At 67.3% G+C, this 16,901-nt stretch carries 15 protein-coding genes; 9 read left to right on the top strand and 6 right to left on the bottom strand.

Annotation, left to right across the window (positions count from 1 at the left end; all coding sequences use genetic code 11):
• Window positions 1–18 precede the first annotated feature (18 nt).
• Window positions 19–1,167 (top strand): glycosyltransferase, encoded by a 1,149-nt coding sequence (locus tag ACFXI3_RS00495; protein WP_378397148.1) that lies wholly within the window; start codon window positions 19–21, stop codon window positions 1,165–1,167.
• Window positions 1,168–1,180: 13 nt separating this feature from the next.
• Here the strand turns inward: ACFXI3_RS00495 and ACFXI3_RS00490 are convergent, their stop codons facing one another.
• Genes ACFXI3_RS00490 through ACFXI3_RS00475 form a run of 4 tightly spaced genes read right to left on the bottom strand, consistent with a single transcriptional unit; the run spans window position 1,181 to window position 4,691 of the window.
• A complete protein-coding gene (locus ACFXI3_RS00490; RefSeq protein ID WP_378397146.1) occupies window positions 1,181–1,855 on the bottom strand; it encodes a formyltransferase family protein in 675 nt (224 codons plus the stop codon).
• Window positions 1,852–3,033: a DegT/DnrJ/EryC1/StrS family aminotransferase gene (locus tag ACFXI3_RS00485; protein WP_378397145.1), complete on the bottom strand. Its 1,182-nt coding sequence runs from the start codon at window positions 3,031–3,033 to the stop codon at window positions 1,852–1,854. Before ACFXI3_RS00485 ends, ACFXI3_RS00490 begins: the two co-directional genes overlap by 4 nt.
• Window positions 3,030–4,028, bottom strand: a complete 999-nt coding sequence (locus tag ACFXI3_RS00480; RefSeq protein ID WP_378397143.1) for a dTDP-glucose 4,6-dehydratase — start codon at window positions 4,026–4,028, stop codon at window positions 3,030–3,032. The genes ACFXI3_RS00485 and ACFXI3_RS00480 overlap by 4 nt, the downstream gene beginning before the upstream one ends.
• A gap of 51 nt (window positions 4,029–4,079) precedes the next feature.
• Complete coding sequence (locus ACFXI3_RS00475) at window positions 4,080–4,691, bottom strand: dTDP-4-dehydrorhamnose 3,5-epimerase family protein (RefSeq protein ID WP_378397142.1); 612 nt, start codon at window positions 4,689–4,691, stop codon at window positions 4,080–4,082.
• A gap of 568 nt (window positions 4,692–5,259) precedes the next feature.
• Between ACFXI3_RS00475 and ACFXI3_RS00470 the strand changes: the two genes are divergently transcribed.
• Window positions 5,260–5,898 (top strand): hypothetical protein, encoded by a 639-nt coding sequence (locus ACFXI3_RS00470; RefSeq protein ID WP_378397141.1) that lies wholly within the window; start codon window positions 5,260–5,262, stop codon window positions 5,896–5,898.
• A gap of 45 nt (window positions 5,899–5,943) precedes the next feature.
• Complete coding sequence (locus tag ACFXI3_RS00465; protein WP_378397140.1) at window positions 5,944–7,200, top strand: M20 family metallopeptidase; 1,257 nt, start codon at window positions 5,944–5,946, stop codon at window positions 7,198–7,200.
• Between the two features lie 245 nt (window positions 7,201–7,445).
• Here the strand turns inward: ACFXI3_RS00465 and ACFXI3_RS00460 are convergent, their stop codons facing one another.
• Window positions 7,446–8,573: an exonuclease domain-containing protein gene (locus ACFXI3_RS00460; protein WP_378397334.1), complete on the bottom strand. Its 1,128-nt coding sequence runs from the start codon at window positions 8,571–8,573 to the stop codon at window positions 7,446–7,448.
• 129 nt (window positions 8,574–8,702) lie between these two features.
• Between ACFXI3_RS00460 and ACFXI3_RS00455 the strand changes: the two genes are divergently transcribed.
• From ACFXI3_RS00455 to ACFXI3_RS00445, 3 genes are all read left to right on the top strand, one after another.
• Window positions 8,703–11,537, top strand: a complete 2,835-nt coding sequence (locus ACFXI3_RS00455) for an NACHT domain-containing protein (protein WP_378397139.1) — start codon at window positions 8,703–8,705, stop codon at window positions 11,535–11,537.
• A 99-nt stretch (window positions 11,538–11,636) separates the two neighbouring features.
• Entirely contained in the window at window positions 11,637–12,272 is a 636-nt protein-coding gene (locus ACFXI3_RS00450; protein ID WP_378397138.1) for a hypothetical protein, read from the top strand.
• A gap of 7 nt (window positions 12,273–12,279) precedes the next feature.
• A complete protein-coding gene (locus ACFXI3_RS00445) occupies window positions 12,280–12,924 on the top strand; it encodes a hypothetical protein (protein WP_378397136.1) in 645 nt (214 codons plus the stop codon).
• On the opposite strand, the gene ACFXI3_RS00440 is transcribed toward ACFXI3_RS00445, so the two are convergent.
• A complete protein-coding gene (locus ACFXI3_RS00440; RefSeq protein WP_378397134.1) occupies window positions 12,921–13,463 on the bottom strand; it encodes a hypothetical protein in 543 nt (180 codons plus the stop codon). The two genes, ACFXI3_RS00445 and ACFXI3_RS00440, sit on opposite strands and share 4 nt — an antisense overlap.
• A gap of 41 nt (window positions 13,464–13,504) precedes the next feature.
• On the opposite strand from ACFXI3_RS00440, the gene ACFXI3_RS00435 reads away from it, so the two are divergent.
• The 3 genes from ACFXI3_RS00435 to ACFXI3_RS00425 all read left to right on the top strand — a co-directional run bounded on the left by ACFXI3_RS00435 (window position 13,505) and on the right by ACFXI3_RS00425 (window position 16,893).
• On the top strand, window positions 13,505–13,735 hold the full coding sequence (locus ACFXI3_RS00435; RefSeq protein WP_378397133.1) for a CHC2 zinc finger domain-containing protein: 231 nt from the start codon (window positions 13,505–13,507) through the stop codon (window positions 13,733–13,735).
• A 40-nt stretch (window positions 13,736–13,775) separates the two neighbouring features.
• Window positions 13,776–14,270 (top strand): hypothetical protein, encoded by a 495-nt coding sequence (locus tag ACFXI3_RS00430; RefSeq protein WP_378397132.1) that lies wholly within the window; start codon window positions 13,776–13,778, stop codon window positions 14,268–14,270.
• Between the two features lie 457 nt (window positions 14,271–14,727).
• Window positions 14,728–16,893 (top strand): tetratricopeptide repeat protein, encoded by a 2,166-nt coding sequence (locus ACFXI3_RS00425; protein ID WP_378397131.1) that lies wholly within the window; start codon window positions 14,728–14,730, stop codon window positions 16,891–16,893.
• Window positions 16,894–16,901: the final 8 nt, after the last annotated feature.

Genomic DNA, 16,901 nt, shown 5'->3' with positions numbered 1-16,901 from the left:
AGTGAATGCACCGTTCGCATGCTGGTGACCGGCGGCGGTACCGGTGGCCACACGTATCCGGCGCTCACCGCGGTCCGCACAGCCCAGGCACGCCTGGAATCAGGGCACGGTGCCGTCCAAGTGGTGTGGGTCGGAACTTCTGACGGGCTGGAAGCGCGCGTCGCCGGGAACGAGCATATTCCGTTTGTCCCGGTTGTTGCGGGCAAGGTTCGGCGCGCGCGGAACCCGTTGAAGATGGTTTCGTGGGCCAATATCAAGGACATGGCGAAGGTTCCGGTCGGGATTGTGCAGTCGGTCCGTGCGGTCGCCGCGTTCAAGCCTGACGTGGTGCTGGCAACCGGCGGCTACGTGTCGGTTCCGGTGAGCCTGGCCGCGTGGGTATGCCGGCGTCCGCTGGTCTTGCACGAGCAGACGGTGCGGCTGGGGCTCGCCAATCGCCTCCTGGCACGGATCGCGACGGTCATGGCGGTCTCGTCGGCCTCGACGTTGCCGTTGTTGCCGGGCCGGGCGCGCGGGCGGGCTGTGGTGACTGGGAACCCTGTCCGGCCGGAAGTGTTCGGCGGGTGCGCGCAGAAGGCCGCGCCTGCGCTGGGCTCGCCGAAGTTCGATGCGTCGCTGCCGACGGTATACGTGACCGGCGGTGCGCAAGGCGCCGCGCAGATCAACGGGCTCGTCGCCGAGATTCTGCCGTGGCTGCTGGAACGGGCGAACGTGATTCACCAGTGCGGGCCAGGTGCCGTGGATCGGATGCGCGACGCCGTCGGTGCCGTGCCGGACGAACTTGCGGCGCGCTATCTGCCGGTCGGGTTCGTGGGTCGGGAGCTGCCGGATGTGTTCGCGTTGGCCGATGTGGTGGTTTCGCGCAGCGGTGCCGGCACGATCGCGGAGCTGACCGCGCTGGGGCTTCCCTCGGTGCTCGTTCCCCTCGCGTCGTCGGCTGGCGGCGAGCAAGCCCACAACGCTCGGGTGCTGGCGGGTGCGGGTGCGGCGAGCGCGTTACTGGACGAGGCCAGTCCCGCGGCCCTGCGCGACGCGCTCGAACCGTTGCTGGCCAACCCAACTAAGCGTGCTGCGATGGCCGAGAAGGCTCTGGAACAGGGTCGGCCGGATGCGGCGGACCGGCTCGTCGGCATCCTCTTCGACGTCGCTGCGGCCGGTCGTCGCTGACCCCGCTGCGGGGTCAAGGATCGGCCCGGCTGGTTCGGGGGCGCTGCTGTGGGTCGAATGATGCGCGGGTCCAGTCGGATCGTTCACCGAGCAGGTGGTTGTCGCGGCTGTAGTGCGTGGTCGCGAGTGCTGGGTCCTGCGGCCGCGGGGTGATCCGGTCGAGGCGGGGCAGGGTGTCGGTGAGCAGTCTGCGGCCGTGGCCGATGGCGCGCTGCCACACGTCGCGGACTTCGTCGACGTCCGGCCAGATCGAGAACAGAGTTTCGCCGAGGATCGCGCCGGAGTCGATCCCGTTGTCGACTACGTGGACGGTGATCCCGGCGAGGTGGTCGCCGTTGCGCAGTGCCCAGTTGACGGGCCGTACGCCACGGTGCTGGGGAAGCCGTCCGGGATGGCAGTTGACGATCATCGGTGTCGCAGCGACGAGGTCAGTGCCGATGATTTTGTCGTACAGGACGCTGACGACGAGATCGCAGCGGCCGGGTTCCAGCTCCCGCCAGTCCCCGGACGCGATGACGCGGGCCTGCGGCCAGCGGGCGAAGACGGTGTCGGTGAGGCTTATGTCCCAGTCCGGTTCGGGACGGACGGGGACGACGGTGTCGAGAACTGTGTCGGGGAGCTGGACCAGTGTTTCGCAGGCGTGGACGGCGAGGGTGCCTTTGCCGAGGACGGCGACGCGGCGGGTCACCGTGCTCCCGCTTCCTGCCCGGCCGCTGCCGTGCTGCCGGTAGGCTCAGTGCGGAGCGCGGCGGCGAGCGCATCAGCCACCCGGGTGATGTCGTCGTCGGTGAGGTCGGGGTGGAACGGCAGGCTCAGGATCTCGTCGGCGAGGGTTTCGGTTGCGGGCAAAGGGCTTGACCACGCGGAGAAGGCGGGCTGGCGGTGGTTGGGCGGGTAGTGCACCCCGGCTTGTATCCCGTCAGCGTGGAGACGGGCGTGGACGGTGTCGCGATGCGGAGCGGGCACGCGGACGACGCAGTTGAACGGCACCGAGCGGGCCACGTCGAGGTCGACCAGACTCACGTCGGGGATCCCGGCCAGCGCGGCGGCGTAGCTGCGCCACAGCCGCTGGCGGCGGGAGGCGATCTCGGGGAATCCGGCCAACTGGGCCCGGCCGATCGCGGCATGGAGCGTGGACAGGTGGCAGCGGAAGCCGGCCTCGTGCACCTGGTAGCCCACGGTGCGGACGCGTTCCTCGCGGACCGCGCCCATGCCGAGGAGCCGGACTCGGCGCAGCCGCTGCGCTTCGTCGGGAGTCCGGGGAACGATGGCGCCGCCGTCGCCGCAGGTGAGCGATTTGATTGCGTCGAAGCTGAAACAGGTGAGCGCGCCAGTGGTGCCGACGCGACGGCCGTCGGGATGCGCAGAGCCGAAGGCGTGCGCCGCGTCCTCGACTACGACGATCCCCCTGGCAGCAAGGTCGGCGGCGATCGGCGCGAGGTCGACGGCGCGTCCGCCGTAGAGCACGGGCATAACCGCGCGGGTCGTCGGAGTGAGCGCGGCACGGACATGGTCGGCGGTGACGCAGAGCGTGGCGGGGTCGACGTCGGCGAAACGCGGGGCGGCGCCGGTGGCGAGGATGGCCTGCACGCTGGCGCAGAAGGTCAGCGAGGGCACGACCACCTCGTCGCCGGGGCCGACACCCGCAGCCAGCAGCGCCAGGTGCAGGGCCGCGGTGCCGGTCGCAACAGCGACGACGTCCTCGACGCCGAGGAACGCGGCGAGTTCGCGTTCGAACTGCTCCGTTTCCGCGCCGTGCCCGTACTGGCCGGTTTCGAGCACGCGGGCGATCGCTGCCAGTTCGGTCCCGTGCAGGTATGGGCGCGCGTTGGCCGCAAGGCCGCTTGGACTATTCACGACGGTCATGCCGGTGCTCCCTCGAATTCGGCGGCGTGCTGCGAGATTTCGGATCGCAGCGCGAGGCGTTCGGGGTGGGTGCGGTACCAGTCGATCGTGTCCGCCAGGCCTTCGGGAAAGTCGCGGATCGGGGCGAAGCCCAGGTTCGCGATCTTGTCCCAGGTCATGCTGTAGCGGATGTCGTTGGCAGGCCGGTCAGGAATGTGGGTAATCGCGTCCGCGCTGCTGCCGGTGGCCTTGAGCAGGAGCCGCGTCAAGGCGAGGGTCGTCAGGTCGGTGCCGCCCGCGATGTTGTAGGTCTCGCCGGGCGTGCCCTTGCGCAGAACGATGTCGATGGCGCGGCAGTTGTCCGCGACGTGCAGCCAGTTGCGCACGTGGCGGCCGTCGCCGTGCAGGGTCACCGGCTGCCCGGCCAGCAGCAGGGCGAGGAACCGCGGGATCAGTTTTTCCGGATGCTGGCGCGGTCCGTAGTTGTTCGAACTACGCGTGATACACACCGGAACCCCCTGCGAGATGTAGTAGGAGAAAGCGAGGAGATCGCTGCAGGCTTTGCTTGACGCGTAGGGCACTGTCGGGCGCAGCGGCGCGTCCTCGGCAGCCGATCCGGTCGGCAACGGCCCGTAGACCTCGTCGGTGGAGACGTGGACCAACTTGGCCACATCGGTGCGCATGGCGACGTCGAGCAATGCTTGGGTGCCCATGACGTTGGTGCGCACGGATTGCGCGACGTCGCGCAGCGAGCGGTCGACGTGGGATTCCGCAGCCAGGTGGACTACCCAGTCGTGGCCGGGCAGGACTGCGGACACGAGGTCGTGGTTGCGCAGATCGCCGTGGACGAACCGGAGCTTGCCCGATTGTTCCGCGTCGGCGAGGTTGCGGCGGTCTCCGGCGTAGGTAAGCGCGTCGAGCACGGTGACCTGCTCGACGTCCGCGCTGGCGATGAGCCGGTCCGTCAGGTGCGAGCCGATGAACCCGGCGCCACCGGTGACGAAAACCTTGTGCATGGTGTTCCCCTTATCGGACTAGGCGATGGACAGATCGGGCAGACATGCTGATCAGCTGGCGTGGGCAGGGCCGCTGCCGTTCAACGGCAGGCACTCGCCGTAGTCGGGCAGCAGTCCGGCTGCGCGCGCATGGGACGCGGTGGGCGCGGCGGCGTCCTTCGCCGACAGCATCGGCATGACGTCGGAGGGCCAGGGGATCGCGAGCGCGGGGTCGAGCGGGTGGACCGGATGCTCGTCTCCCTCGCGGTGCGGTCGTGACAGCAGATATAGGACTGTCGAGCGTTCGGCTAGAGACAGGAAAGCGTGTCCGAGCCCAGGTGCGATGTACAGCGCGGTCCGGTTGTCCTCGTTGAGGTGCTCGATATGAAAGCGGCCGAATGTCGGCGACCCCAGGCGCAGGTCCACGACGACGTCCAGCACCTCGCCGCGCAGACAGGACACGAGCTTCGCCGGACCGTCCACTGTGGTCACGCGAATCCCGCGGAGGACCGACCGGCGCGATATCGAGCAGATCGCCTGCTGTACGGACCAGGACATGCCAGTGCCTGCACCAAACAGTCCACTATGGAACAACTCGTGCAGCGAGCCGCGGTCGTCGTCGAACGACCCGGGCACGACCTTCCACGCGCCAGCGATAGGCAAAGGATCGGTCCGTGACTCCATTCCGTTTCCTCCCAGAATCGAGCAAGCGGTGCCTGATGGCCCAGAATCAGTTGTGATGCCCTGAGGCATGAAGCCGTCCTGCCATGCCGCGGCCGGACACGCGTGCGCTTCAAGTCCAGACAGCATCGCCCAGCACCGCGGACGCGGCAATGTCATTGAATTCGCGGTTTAGGCCACCTGTTTGTGCATTCGTTGTTCACCTAGGCTGAGGAAACAGCAGGCAGCGCACCCGCGGAACGTTGGCACGGTGAACAAAAACCGGGCAGGAACTTCTCCGACGCACACCGGTGGTCGCAACTGACGTCCAACCACTCCGTTCGCGTCGAAGTCGCCTCTTTTTGCCCAACCGGAAGGGCGAAAGCCGTAACCTGCTTCCTGGGCGGGAAGGCAGGACATGATGCCGGGGAACAGACGCGGAAAGAAGCGAGCAGGGCGCGATACGACAGCCGCCAACCCGCCCGCGTCCCCACTGCGCCGGGCGCGGCTGTCATTGCCGGCCACGTTGGCACAAGTCTGCGAGAAGCTGGACAGCCGGGCCAAAGGGGGCTCATCAGGTGTCACCGCTGGCATGTTGTCCGGATGGGAACGCGGAGTGCGCGTCACCAGCATCAAGTACCGCAAGATGCTGTCCGATTTCTACGGCTCTCCTCCGGAGGTGCTGTTCGCGCACCAGGACACCCAGCTCACAACGTCGTCGGAGCAACCACGCCTGCTGATCGGACACCACGACCTGCGCGATGCGATGGCCGACGTGGTTCGCAACGCCCGCCGGTACCTGGCCGTAGTCGGCTCGCGGTCCCGGGACGCGACCTATCTGGAAACCATCCACAGCGCGCTGACCGCGGAGCCCGAACTGGTGCACTACCGGGTGCTGTTCGGGCCGCCGCGCCATCAGGTTCTCAAGGACCACCTTCTGGACCTGCTGCAGGTCCGCGACCCGCACGACCGCAGCCTGGGGCTGAAAACCTTGCACATCGGCATCGTCGAAGACGATCCCGGCAGCCCGGAACGGTTCTTCTGCGCCTCAGAGTCCCGCGCTGTAGTGCCAATCCCCTCGCTGACCTCGTCCGAGGCGTTCGACTCCGGGATGCAGTTCGAAGCAGGCGTGGCCGAACGCCTGATCGACCACGCCCGGCAGCTTTACGCCGGAGCGCGGAAAGTGGAGACCGCTGCTGCTCTGCGCAGCCTCCCGGCCGTGCCAAGCTAGAGGTCGGCAGCGACGCCCGAGCGTGGCCGAGGGGAGGTGCCGACCGTGGACTCGATCGACGTCGGCGATGAGCGCGATGTGCAGGCCGCAGCGAGAGAAGACTTCGAGTCGGTGGTGGCCCTCACTCGTGAGCTGGTCGCCATTCCCAGCCGGGGCGGCATCGACCCGTACGACCCGGCGCTGGACCAGCTCAGCGCATGGCTGCGCGAGCGAGGACTGCCGGTCTCCGTCCTCACAGACAAGACCGGTGCTGTCGTCGGACTGGTATGCGAGATCGCAGGCACTCACCCCGGCCCTCGATGGGTGCTCGACGCCTGCCTGGACACCGCAGGCTTTGGCGACGAGGACGCCTGGACTCATCCACCGACCTCCGCGGTCGTCCAGGACGGGTGGCTTCATGGCCGAGGCAGCGCCGACTCCAAATCCGGTGCGGTGATCTTCAGTCACATCGTGGCACGGGTAGCGGCGGTGACGGAACGCCTGCACGGCATCCTGGTCCTGCTCATCGATGTCGATGAGCACACCGGAGGCTTCGGCGGTGCCAAAAGGTATTTCGAGGGCGCGGACGCTCCGGATGACGTCGCCGGGGTCATGATCGGTTACCCCGGCATCGACAAGCTGGTCGTCGGCGGCCGCGGGGTGTACCGGGCCCGACTCCATGTGCACGGACAGGCGTCGCACTCCGGCGGGAGCAAGAGCAGTCCCAGCGCCATCGAGAAGGCCGCGCATCTGGTGCAGCGTCTCTCGTCCGCGCAGCTGCCCGAAGGCGCTGTCGAGGGGTTCCCGCTACCCGGCAAGCTCACTGTGACAGCCATCGAAGGCGGGCAGGGCTTCTCAGCCACGCCCGACCTGTGCATCCTCAACGTCGATGTCCGCACTACCCCGCGGTTCACCGGCGACATCGCGGACGAACTGCTGCATCGACTTGTCGCGCAGGTGGATGACGAGTGGCCGCAGACACGTCCCACGCTGATCCAGGTCGACACGCACTGGCCCGCCTACGCGCTGGGCCACGACTCGCGGATTCGCTCGGCGATCCTGAACGCCGCCGCGGTGTACGGCGTCGAGATCGCGGACAAGGTGGCCGGGCCGAGCAACATCGGTAACTACCTGGCAGGTCTGGGCATCCCGGCCACTGCGGGCTTCGGCGTGGCCTACGTCGGGTTGCACGGGGCAAACGAAAGGATCCAGCTGGACACGATTCCCACGGTTCAGGCGATCTACCACGCGGCCGTTTTGGCGTTGCTCGACGCCGGACCGCCCGCGCCAAGCATGGCGGCCAAGCCGGGCCCCAGGTGCTGATCAAGGTTCTACTGCTGCACCAGTGGGCGAGGCATGCGCACGTGATCGCCGGGATTCGCGCCACGTTCGAGGTCAGGTCCGGCTCGCCGGGCTGAACGATTATCCACACCACCCGCTATCCCACGGAACGCAGACCAACAGGGCTGCGCTGGATCAGCACAACGCTGCGCAGGGGCACCGTGGTTGCGGTGCCCCTGCGCAGAACATGCGTTGCCAGCGGCGCATACGGCCAAGGTGAACCGCGCTCAGGCACGCGCAGCGGCGTACTCCGCCTCGATCCTGGCTTTGAGTTCAGCGGCGCGTTCCGGCGTGCAGCTCTGGCCGGGTGCGTCGATGTCGCACTGCAGCTTGATCAGGCGGGAGCGGATGGCACCGGCAGTGCGGCCGTGCTGTTCGGCGAGCTGGTCGTGCAGGGATTCCGGTGCCGTCCTGGAGTCGGCAGCGAGCCATTGTTCGCGCAGTTCGGCTTCCAAGTCAGGCGTCCAGGAGGCGTGCGACCGAGCTGGTCCGCCAGGTCGGGGCGGCAGTACTCGTCGGGCGGGCACAGCGGTGGTTTCGGGCAGCAGCGGCCAGGCGGTGGCGGCGGCTCGGGCGTCTGAGATTTGATGTTGTAGTCGTTCGATCCGCGCGGTGTCGCCGTGAGGCAGGCGGCCGAGACGGTATTCGAGGTCGTTGGCGCGCGCTCTTTGCTGCTCGCGGAACCATTTGGCTTGCTGGTTGTGCAGGGTGTGCGGAGCAAGCCGGCCGATTCGTTCCGGCTCTGCTGTGGCTAGCCGCCATGCGAGCCGGGCGGCGGCAACGGCGTCGTCGGCGCTGGTGTGGGCCTGGTCAAGCCGGACTTTGTAGTGGTGGCAGAGGTTCGCGAGGGTGCGTTTGTCCGTCCGTTTCGGATGCAGGTGGCGGTCGATGCAGATGGGGTCCACGACGGGGCCGGACAGGTCGAGTCCGCGGCAGTGGTGGCGGCGAAGCTCGGCGTCGAGCATGGTCAGGTCGAAGGGTGCGTTGAAGGCGATGAGCGGAACGGCGGCGGTCCAGAGCCGAGCCAGATGGCTGCTGACTTCTTCGACGACCTCCGCAGTGGGCCGGCCGTGGGTGCGCGCATAGTCCGTCGTGATGCCGTGCAGAGCGGTGGCGTCGGCGGGGATGTCGACGCCGGGGTCAGCGAGCCAGTTCCTGGTTTCGATCTGCGGTTTTCCACCTGTTCGGCTGGGCGTGATCGTGACGATGGACGCGGTGACGAGGCGGTCGCGACGCGGGTCGACGTCGGTGGATTCCAGGTCGAGCGCGAGTAATTGGCCATCTGCCCATAACTCTTCGGGGTTAGTCATGCGCGCATCGTAAGAACAGGGTCCGACAATTCTTGGCGATCGCACCGCCAACGCCGCTGGCCTTCCTCTGCTGCTCCGTCCGATGTCCTACTCGTTCCTCCTCCAGATGCCACTATCCTGCCGACAACGGTTAGTGATCTCCGGCGTCGGGATCAGCGTTGAGGGGGGATCAGCGTGGCAGCGGACCTTGAACAGCTCGGCCCGATCGGCTTCCAGGATCTCGCAGGCGCGCTCTGCGTCGCGTCCTTCGGTCCTGGCATCCAGGTGATGGGATCGGGCCGAGATGGCGGCCGAGACCTGTATCACCGGGGACCGCTCGTCTGGAAGGGAAATGACGGCCACCCCAACGAGGAGTGGGACGGATACACCGTCTTCCAGGTCAAGCACAAAAAAGGCTTGGAGGTTCAACCTGCGGACAACGCACGCTGGCTGCAAGGGCAGATCCGCAGCGAACTGAAGAAATGGGCAGACCCGGCTTCGGGCCGCGATTCAATTCCGGACTATCTGGTGTTCATCACCAACGTCCCGCTCACCCCGACGCCCGGTTCAGGAGGACACGACCAGACTCTCAAGGATATCGACAACTACATCAACAGCCTGAACGATGACACCCGTGATGTGGGCAGCGGTGACGACCGCCAGGCCAGGTACCGGCGCCTCTCACGCATTCGCAAGTTCCGGATTTGGGACGCGAACCAGATCCAGACCCTGCTCGACGTCAACGCGGGTGTCAGGCTTGCCTTCCCGGGCTTCTTCACGGCTGCTGACGCGTTCGCGCACATGTCCGAACTCACCGGGTACGTGTCGAAAAACCAGCTGGAGCCGGCGCTTCGGGCCCACGCTCGCACCACTCTCATGGGCGAAAGCTCCGTCTATTTCGACGAAGCCGGCAGCGGCGACGTCACCGGCATGTCGTTGCATGACGTCGTGATCGATCTGCCGATCACGTTGCCGGACGATCCTGCCTCCAGCAGCGTGATCCGGTACGTCCTCGATCGCGGCGAACGCATGCTCAAGCCCACGCTCACCATGTTCAAAGGCCCTCGCCACCTGGTCATCGCTGGTGCCCCGGGCAATGGGAAGACCACGATCTCCAAGTTCCTCGCACAGGCATATCGCGCCGCGTCGCTGGTCGACGGTGACAACCTCAGCTCCGAGCACCGACAGGTCATTGCCGGGACCGAAACCGCGTTGGGACGGTTTCAGCGGGCGCTGCCTCGACATCCTCGGTGGGCTATGCGGATCGACCTGGCCCAGTACGCGGAGGATCATGGTTTTAGCGACGACTCCACGCTGATCGGCTACATCGCCGAGAAGGTCTCCGGCCGGTCCGGTCTGGGCAACATCCGCGGGTCCGCGTTGTGGTGGTGGCTGCAACGCTGGCCTTCGTTCTTGATTTTGGACGGCCTGGACGAAGTCACCGAACCCAAGGTGCGCAAGTGGGTCATCGAGCGCGTCGTCGAGTTCGTGACCGATGCCGAGGGCGACGACTGCGACGTGTTCGTCGTCATGACCACACGGCCGATGGGCTACGTGGAGAACATCGCACCGACGCAATTCGAACGCGTAGACCTGGACTACCTGTCCGCTGAAGAAGCAATCCGCTACGGCGAGCTGGCAACTCGTGCCCGGTTGCGAGCGGACCTTGACCGTACCGACCGGATTGTCCGCCAGCTGAAGATCGCCGCTCACGACGACTCGCTCCAGTTGCTGCTGCGCACTCCGCTCCAAGTCCTGATCATGACCATCATTGTCGGGAACGCCGGCCACCTCGCCCCTGATCGTTACAGCTTGTTCTGGGGCTACTACGACACCGTGTTCAGGCGGGAACGCGAAAAAACCACGAGCGTACGATCGATCCTGCAGAACTACGGTCTTCACATCCAGCGGTTGCACGAACAAGTCGGCTTCGAACTGCAGACACGCAGCGAAGCCGCCGATCGCTCCTTTGCCGCCCTCACCCGCCAGGAACTACACGGCATCACCTGGCAAATCCTGCATGACGCCGGCTTCCGACCGTCCGATGTGGACGCCGAGCTGCTGGACAAGATCCTCACCACCGCCACCCACCGGTTGGTGCTGATCGTTCCGCGAGGCGACGAAGGCTACGGCTTCGATGTGCGGTCGCTCCAGGAACTCATGGCAGCCCGCTACCTCACGACCGGCACCGACGACGCCGTACTTGCACGCCTACGCGTCTCGGCAGCCAGCCCGCACTGGCGCAACACGGTCATCTTCGCGGCGGGACACTGGTTTTCCGAACCGCAGGACCACAGGCATCAGGCCATCGTTGCACTCGTGGAGACTATCGATGACGATGCCAGCCAACGTCTCGGCAGCATCGTGCCTGTCGGCCCGCGTCTTGCTCTGGATCTCATCGACGACGGGATGGCACGTGCCTGGCCGCGGTCGCGAGACCGGCTTGTCCGCCACGCTCTCCAGGTCCTGCACGAACCATGTCCGCAGGACCTGACCGCGATCGCGCGAGCCCTGATCCGCATCGCTGACACTGGCGACGAACAGCAAAGAGAGGTCGAGGACGGTTTGCGCGACGCGTTGGCTGCCTCGATCACCGCTCGCGACACCACCCTGGCCCTACAGGACCTGGTACCCAATGTCGTCAAGGAGATCGGAGCACGCGCACGTCTCAACGGGCTCGCCATCGTGCGTTCCCGCTCTGACGCCGATCCCCTGGCTCCACCACTTGACGGCTGGGACGACTTCGAGGCCGAGATCGAGACCGCTCCGGTAGCCGATTCCGTGCTCGCGATCATCCGGACTGCCGCTAATACGGTGCTGTCCTTCAAGGACGGCGCTGTTCAAGTAATCGACGTATCGTCCGTCATCGCGGTTTTGGCTGACGCTGACGGGTCAGCAATCTTTGAAACTGCATTGCAGCACGTCGTACCACACGAACCGGCTCTGGCCACTGAGTTGCGCGACAATGTGCTGCCTGCTGTCCATCGCGCAGCTATCGGAGACCGACTCCGGCACCCCCGCTTGGACTGAGCCGACGGTTGTTCGCGAAGACCACCTTCCGGCACGGAGGCGTCGGACTCGACCCATCGCCCGTTCGTGTCCGCGCTGTGGCTGGCTACGGTCGTTGACGTGATCGAAACCGAAGCTGATGCTCGCCACAAGCTCAGTGCGCTGGAACTCATCGCGGAGTGCGTCGCGCGACTGCGGATGACCGATCCCACGGACACGCGGGCTTCGCTTCTGGCAGCGTGGCACGGGTTTGGCACTGCCGAGGCCGCAGGTCGCATGCTGCGCGAGGACAACGACGAGGACGCCGTGCTCGGGCGCAACGCAACGCCGGTCTTCGAGGCCGTCGCCGTGTTGTTGCGGCGGGCACCGTCGATGCCCTACATCGACTTCGTGATGGAGAGCGTCAGCGGCCTGGCCCCTGAGGGCTACAGGCAGACGGACGACAGGGACCAGTTCGACGATTCAAACTTCGTGACCGACCTGTCAGCGGCGGGACAGGTCCGCCGTGGCATTCTTGCGCTCGCGCTCGAACTGAACACGCTGCTGCCTGAAGCCGCCGAGAACGCCGCAGCGCCGGACGATCGCCTCGCGTGCGAGCACGGCACAAGGTTGGCCTTTGAACTGTCGAACTGTTGGGAGGGCAAGCTCGGCTCCTATCTGAACGGCGGACGGGATCTGATCGGCGACCGTCAGACGCGGTCAGCAGCCGCGAAACCCAAGCAGGGCAAGAAGAAGCGCAAGCCGAAGCGGAAATGATCTGAGCATGTTGCAGACAGATCGGGTCGTGCTGGTCGACCTGGAGAACGTGGTGGGGTTTCGGCCCAAGCGACAAACCTTGCGCACCCGGATGACGGCGCTGCTCGATGCCGCCCGACCTTGGCACCACGCCGTCGCTGCTTACGCCTGCATCGATGACGCCGACGATGCCACCGCCTCGACGCTGGCTGCGCTCGGCGTCGCGCCCCTGCGCGTCACGCCCGGACCCGACGCCGCAGAACTCGCCTTGCTCGCGCACGCGCGGCGCATGCAGGCCGACGGCTGCGCCCGCTTCACGGTCTGCTCCGGAGATCACGCCTTCGCCGTCCTCGGCGAGGCCGACGCCTCAACTCTCGAAGTCCTTGTCTGGCAAGGACAGCCGGTCGCCGCTGGCCTCACTGCAGCCGCTGACCACGTTCGCCGGCTCCCGCGACTGGGCGACGGCGGCATCCTGGTTCGGCCCGACAACACCGGCAGCCCCGGACGCGGCATGCAGGAGCGTGCCACAGCACGCTCGAGGCGACGGCCTCTGGTGCCGTTGGGCGGTCTCGTCACCGGCTTTGCCACCGGTATCGGTATCGCCCTCGGTGCACGGCTCGGCAGCGCGCTCTGGCCCGGCACTGCCGTCAGGGAGCGCTGCGACCCGCGTTAGCGCCAGGTGACAAGTGACCAAGGGCCGTCGATCCACAGCTGTATCTCAGCGATGGGTGCGCGCGGGGCGAGCCACAGCCTCCAGTGTCCGTATCCGAGGCACCGATCACCGGAGCGCACGCCGGTGAAGGTGCCGACGTTCTTCGACCGGACGACGATGCGCAGGCGACGCCGTTCTCTTGCGTGGTCGAGGTCGCCCTCGTGTTCGTCGCGGAACTGGTGGGTGTTGCCGGAGTGTGCAGTACTGATATCGCGGACGGTGCCGTAGACCGCGAGGGGATGCCGAGTCTGCGGTGGCCGTTCGAGGTGGGCGGCGATCGCGGCGGACTCGGTCGTGTGGCGGCAGAAATTGGTTCCACCGCTGCTTCTTCCCGGCGTAGCGAGCGCGGAATCGGCGGGCTGCGTCGGAATCGTCGTCGAACTCGCGCAAGAGCCCTGCTCGATCGTCGCGACGACATTCTTCCGCACCGCGATGAGGCGGGATTCCACGCTGCACGAACGCGCAGCCCCGCTCGCGCTGCCGCCCGCGACCGAGTCCACGTGACCACGTGTCGTCAGCCGGCGCCAATACAGTGGCCGCGATGACCACCGCCACGGCAACTCCGGACCCGTCCCGCGGCAGCGACATCCTGACCGTGGTCGCCCGCCACGTCGTGCTGAGCGAACACGCTCCCGGCCGCTGGTACGGCCACTGCCCCTTCTGCACGTCCACGACCTTCCAGGTCCGTCCGGTCCACGGCACGTACCACTGCTTCAGGTGCGGCGAAGGCGGCACGGCGGCCACGTTCGCCGCCCGAATCCAACGCGATTGACATGCCTTCAGCGGGAAGAACTCGGCAGCGGATGAACCCGATGGACACCGCCGGCACCGAGCACTGGTGGTACGCCGCGCATAGAGAGGACGTGCTGGCCTACAGCGTGCTGGCACGGACAGAGCCCGGCCAGGTGTACGAATTTCCGTACAGGCTGTGCTACCTTGACTTTCGAAGGTGTACGAATTTCGTACACCTTGACATCGAGGAAGGAACGATCATGCCTCTGCCCACCTGGAACGGACAGCCAGCCGAGCACCAAGACATACCGAAGATTCAGCCGGACGCGTTCGAAACCTTGCGTGCGGCCATGGCCGGCCCATCCGTTCATAGGCTCACCAGCGACCAACTGCTGCATCTGGTGGAGGCGGCGAGCCATCTGGAGCTGATGATCGAGTGGACGCGACTCACCGCGATCCCGGCGGCTCGTGCCGGAGGCGCCTCGTGGGCTCAGCTTGGCGCGGCGATGGGGGTCAGCCGCTCCACCGCACAGTATCGCTACGAGAGGGCCGCCAAAGAATGGGCGGACGACTAGGCAGCGCAGCCGCGATGACCCAACACTCGTCCGCATGGTTTTGTCGGCGAGATGCGATCGCGTTTCTTCGTAGCAACCGACCGCACCCGCCTTGGTGGGGGAGGCTTGTGTTCGCGAGGCCCGACCGCGCTCGATCCCCGGCTCGCAAGACGGACGATCCGCCACTCGGCGCTCCTTGCGGACCTCGGCTGCTGCGAAGGAGCACGTCCCGTTTGCCAGCTTTGCAGTATCACCACGTTGCCGGCCGGTGGACCAAGTAACGGCAGATGATCCGCCGGGAGAACGTGTTCCGGATTCACCGTGCGGACCGATCATGGAGACGGCAACCGAACGTCCGCTATTGCCGACGAGCGGATGCCTGCCGTGAGCGAGTTCTGTCAGTTCGCCGTGCGCCATCAGGGTGATGCGAGTGTGCTGGGCCGTGCTGCTTGACGTGATGGCAGGAGACTCAGGTGGCGTGACCGACAGGCAGAGCGTGGGGAACGCGATTCGCGGCGACGTGATCGGCTCCGTAGTTCAAGCGGGCAGTATCCAGCAAGTCGTTGTGTCACCGGTGAGGCAGGAGGCGTTGCCGGTACCGCGGCAGTTGCCCGCGGGCCTGCGGGATTTCACCGGTCGGGACGATCTGCTCGCTGCGCTGGACGCGCTCCTGCCGGATCCGGAGCGTTCTGCGGGCGCAGCGGCGGTTGTCGTGGTGGACGGCGTCGGCGGTGGCGGGAAAACCGCTGTGGTCGTGCAGTGGGCTCATCGGGTTCAGGACTGGTTCCTGGACGGGACGTTGTTCGTCAATCTGCGTGGATACGGGCCGAGTGCACCGCTGGCGCCGGGAATCGTTCTCGCGTCCTTTCTGTCCGCGCTCGGTGTGCCCGAGGCACAGATCCCGGCGGACCTCGACGCGCAGGCCGGGCTGTACCGGTCGATGCTCGCCGGGCGGCGGGTGCTGGTTGTGCTGGACAACGCCGGCGACGCCGAGCAGGTGCGGCCGTTGCTGCCGGGCACGTCCGGGTGCATGGCGGTGGTGACCAGCCGCGCTGGTCTCACCGACCTGGTCGTCGCGGTGGCGGCGCACCGGGTGAGCCTCGACCTGTTCACCGCAGCCGAGTCCCGGGGTTTGCTGCGCGACATCGTCGGACCTGTCCGGGCTGACGCTGAGCCCGCCGCGCTTGCCGAGCTGGTCCGGCTGTGCGGCGGGCTGCCGCTGGCGGTGCGGGTCGCCGGAGCCCGCGCCGCCGCCCGTCCCCGGTACGCCCTCGCCGACATCGCCGCCGACATCAGCGAGGAACAGGCCTCCGTTCCCGGGACCGTGTCCGGCGCTGAGGGAGTGGTCGGCGGTGCCGTGCGCCCGGTATTCGACTGGTCCTACGCCCGGCTGCCGCCCGAGCAGGCCCGGGTGTTGCGGAGGTTGGGCGGGCATCCGGGCTCGGAATTCGGGGTGGACGCGGCCGCCGCGCTGACCGGACTCGAGCCGGTGGGCGTCTACCGGTGCCTGGAGGCACTGGCCGAGCTGCATCTGGTCGAACCCGCGGGCCGCAAGCGGTACCGGATGCACGACCTGCTTCACGCCTACGCCGCCTATCGGGCCGAAATCGACGACACGTCCGAGGACCGCCGCGACGCGGCAGAGCGGGTACTGGCCTGGTATGCCCGCACTGCCTGGCACGCTGACCGGCTGTCGATGCCTTCCCTGCCAGAGGTCGCCCTGGACGAGATCGGCGCGGTGGAGCCGGAGATCGTGTTCGCCGACCGGGCCGCCGCGGCGGCATGGCTGCACGCCGAGTGCGCCGCCCTGGTCGCCGCCGTCCGCGGCGCGGCCGCTGCGGGGTTGGATGTGCCGGCGATGACGCTGGCGGTGGCGTGCCGGTTCATGCCTGTACGAGGTGCTGCGTGGGCCGCGGCGTATCTGGAGGTCATCGAGGCGGGTGTGGCGTGCGCGGTCGCGTCGGGCAATCAGGGTGTCGAGGCTCGGCTGCTGAGCTTGCGGGCGGGCGCGTTGCGGCGGCTCGGCCGTCTGGAGGAAGCGGAAGCGGCGATCGAGCGCACGCTGGTCCTGGCCGAGCAGATCAACGACCTCGCCTGCCTGGTGTCCGGTCTGTCGGGCCTGGGCCGGATCCGCCGTGAACAGGGGCGATGGCAGGAAGCACAAGAGTGCTACCAGCGGTCGGCGGCAGTGGCCCGGCAGTCGGGGCGGGTGCGGTCGGAAGCTGTGGCACTGTGCAATCTCAGCTGGCTCAGCGTCCAGCTGGGCGAGTTCGAGCGCGCGCTCGGCTACGCCGAGCAGGGCCTGGCACTGCGCCGGCAAGCGGAGGATCCGGTCGGAGAGGCCGGTGCGCTGATCGACATGGCGCGGGCCTGCCAGGGCCTGGGCAGGCATGGCACCGCCGTGGACTTGTGCGGGCAGGCGATCGCCGCCTGCCAGGCGCTGGGGCACACGGGAGTGGACCTGGCGAACGCGTTCCTGACCCTGGCCTCGTCGCGGGAGGCCCTCGGCGAGCTTCCCGCTGCGGTGCACGCTTTGGGTGAGGCGGTCGCTGTGCTGACGGCGCTGGAGGATCCTCGTACCGCGCAGACCCGGGCACGGCTGGCCGCGCTGGAAGCCGACATCGCCGCCTGTTCTCGCCCCTGACCGGCGGG

This window comes from Amycolatopsis sp. NPDC059235 (assembly GCF_042754125.1).
GTDB classification, from domain to species: Bacteria; Actinomycetota; Actinomycetes; order Mycobacteriales; family Pseudonocardiaceae; genus Amycolatopsis; species Amycolatopsis albidoflava.
Note: the sequence above shows the minus strand (reverse complement) of the source record. Positions and strands in the feature narration are given on the sequence as shown.

Coding starts and splice junctions, on each gene's coding strand:
- ACFXI3_RS00495 (WP_378397148.1), top strand. CDS start 19: ATGCTGGTGACCGGCGGCGGTACCGGTGGCCACACGTATCCGGCGCTC.
- ACFXI3_RS00485 (WP_378397145.1), bottom strand. CDS start 3,033: ATGACCGTCGTGAATAGTCCAAGCGGCCTTGCGGCCAACGCGCGCCCA.
- ACFXI3_RS00480 (WP_378397143.1), bottom strand. CDS start 4,028: ATGCACAAGGTTTTCGTCACCGGTGGCGCCGGGTTCATCGGCTCGCAC.
- ACFXI3_RS00475 (WP_378397142.1), bottom strand. CDS start 4,691: ATGGAGTCACGGACCGATCCTTTGCCTATCGCTGGCGCGTGGAAGGTC.
- ACFXI3_RS00470 (WP_378397141.1), top strand. CDS start 5,260: ATGTTGTCCGGATGGGAACGCGGAGTGCGCGTCACCAGCATCAAGTAC.
- ACFXI3_RS00445 (WP_378397136.1), top strand. CDS start 12,280: ATGTTGCAGACAGATCGGGTCGTGCTGGTCGACCTGGAGAACGTGGTG.
- ACFXI3_RS00435 (WP_378397133.1), top strand. CDS start 13,505: ATGACCACCGCCACGGCAACTCCGGACCCGTCCCGCGGCAGCGACATC.
- ACFXI3_RS00430 (WP_378397132.1), top strand. CDS start 13,776: ATGGACACCGCCGGCACCGAGCACTGGTGGTACGCCGCGCATAGAGAG.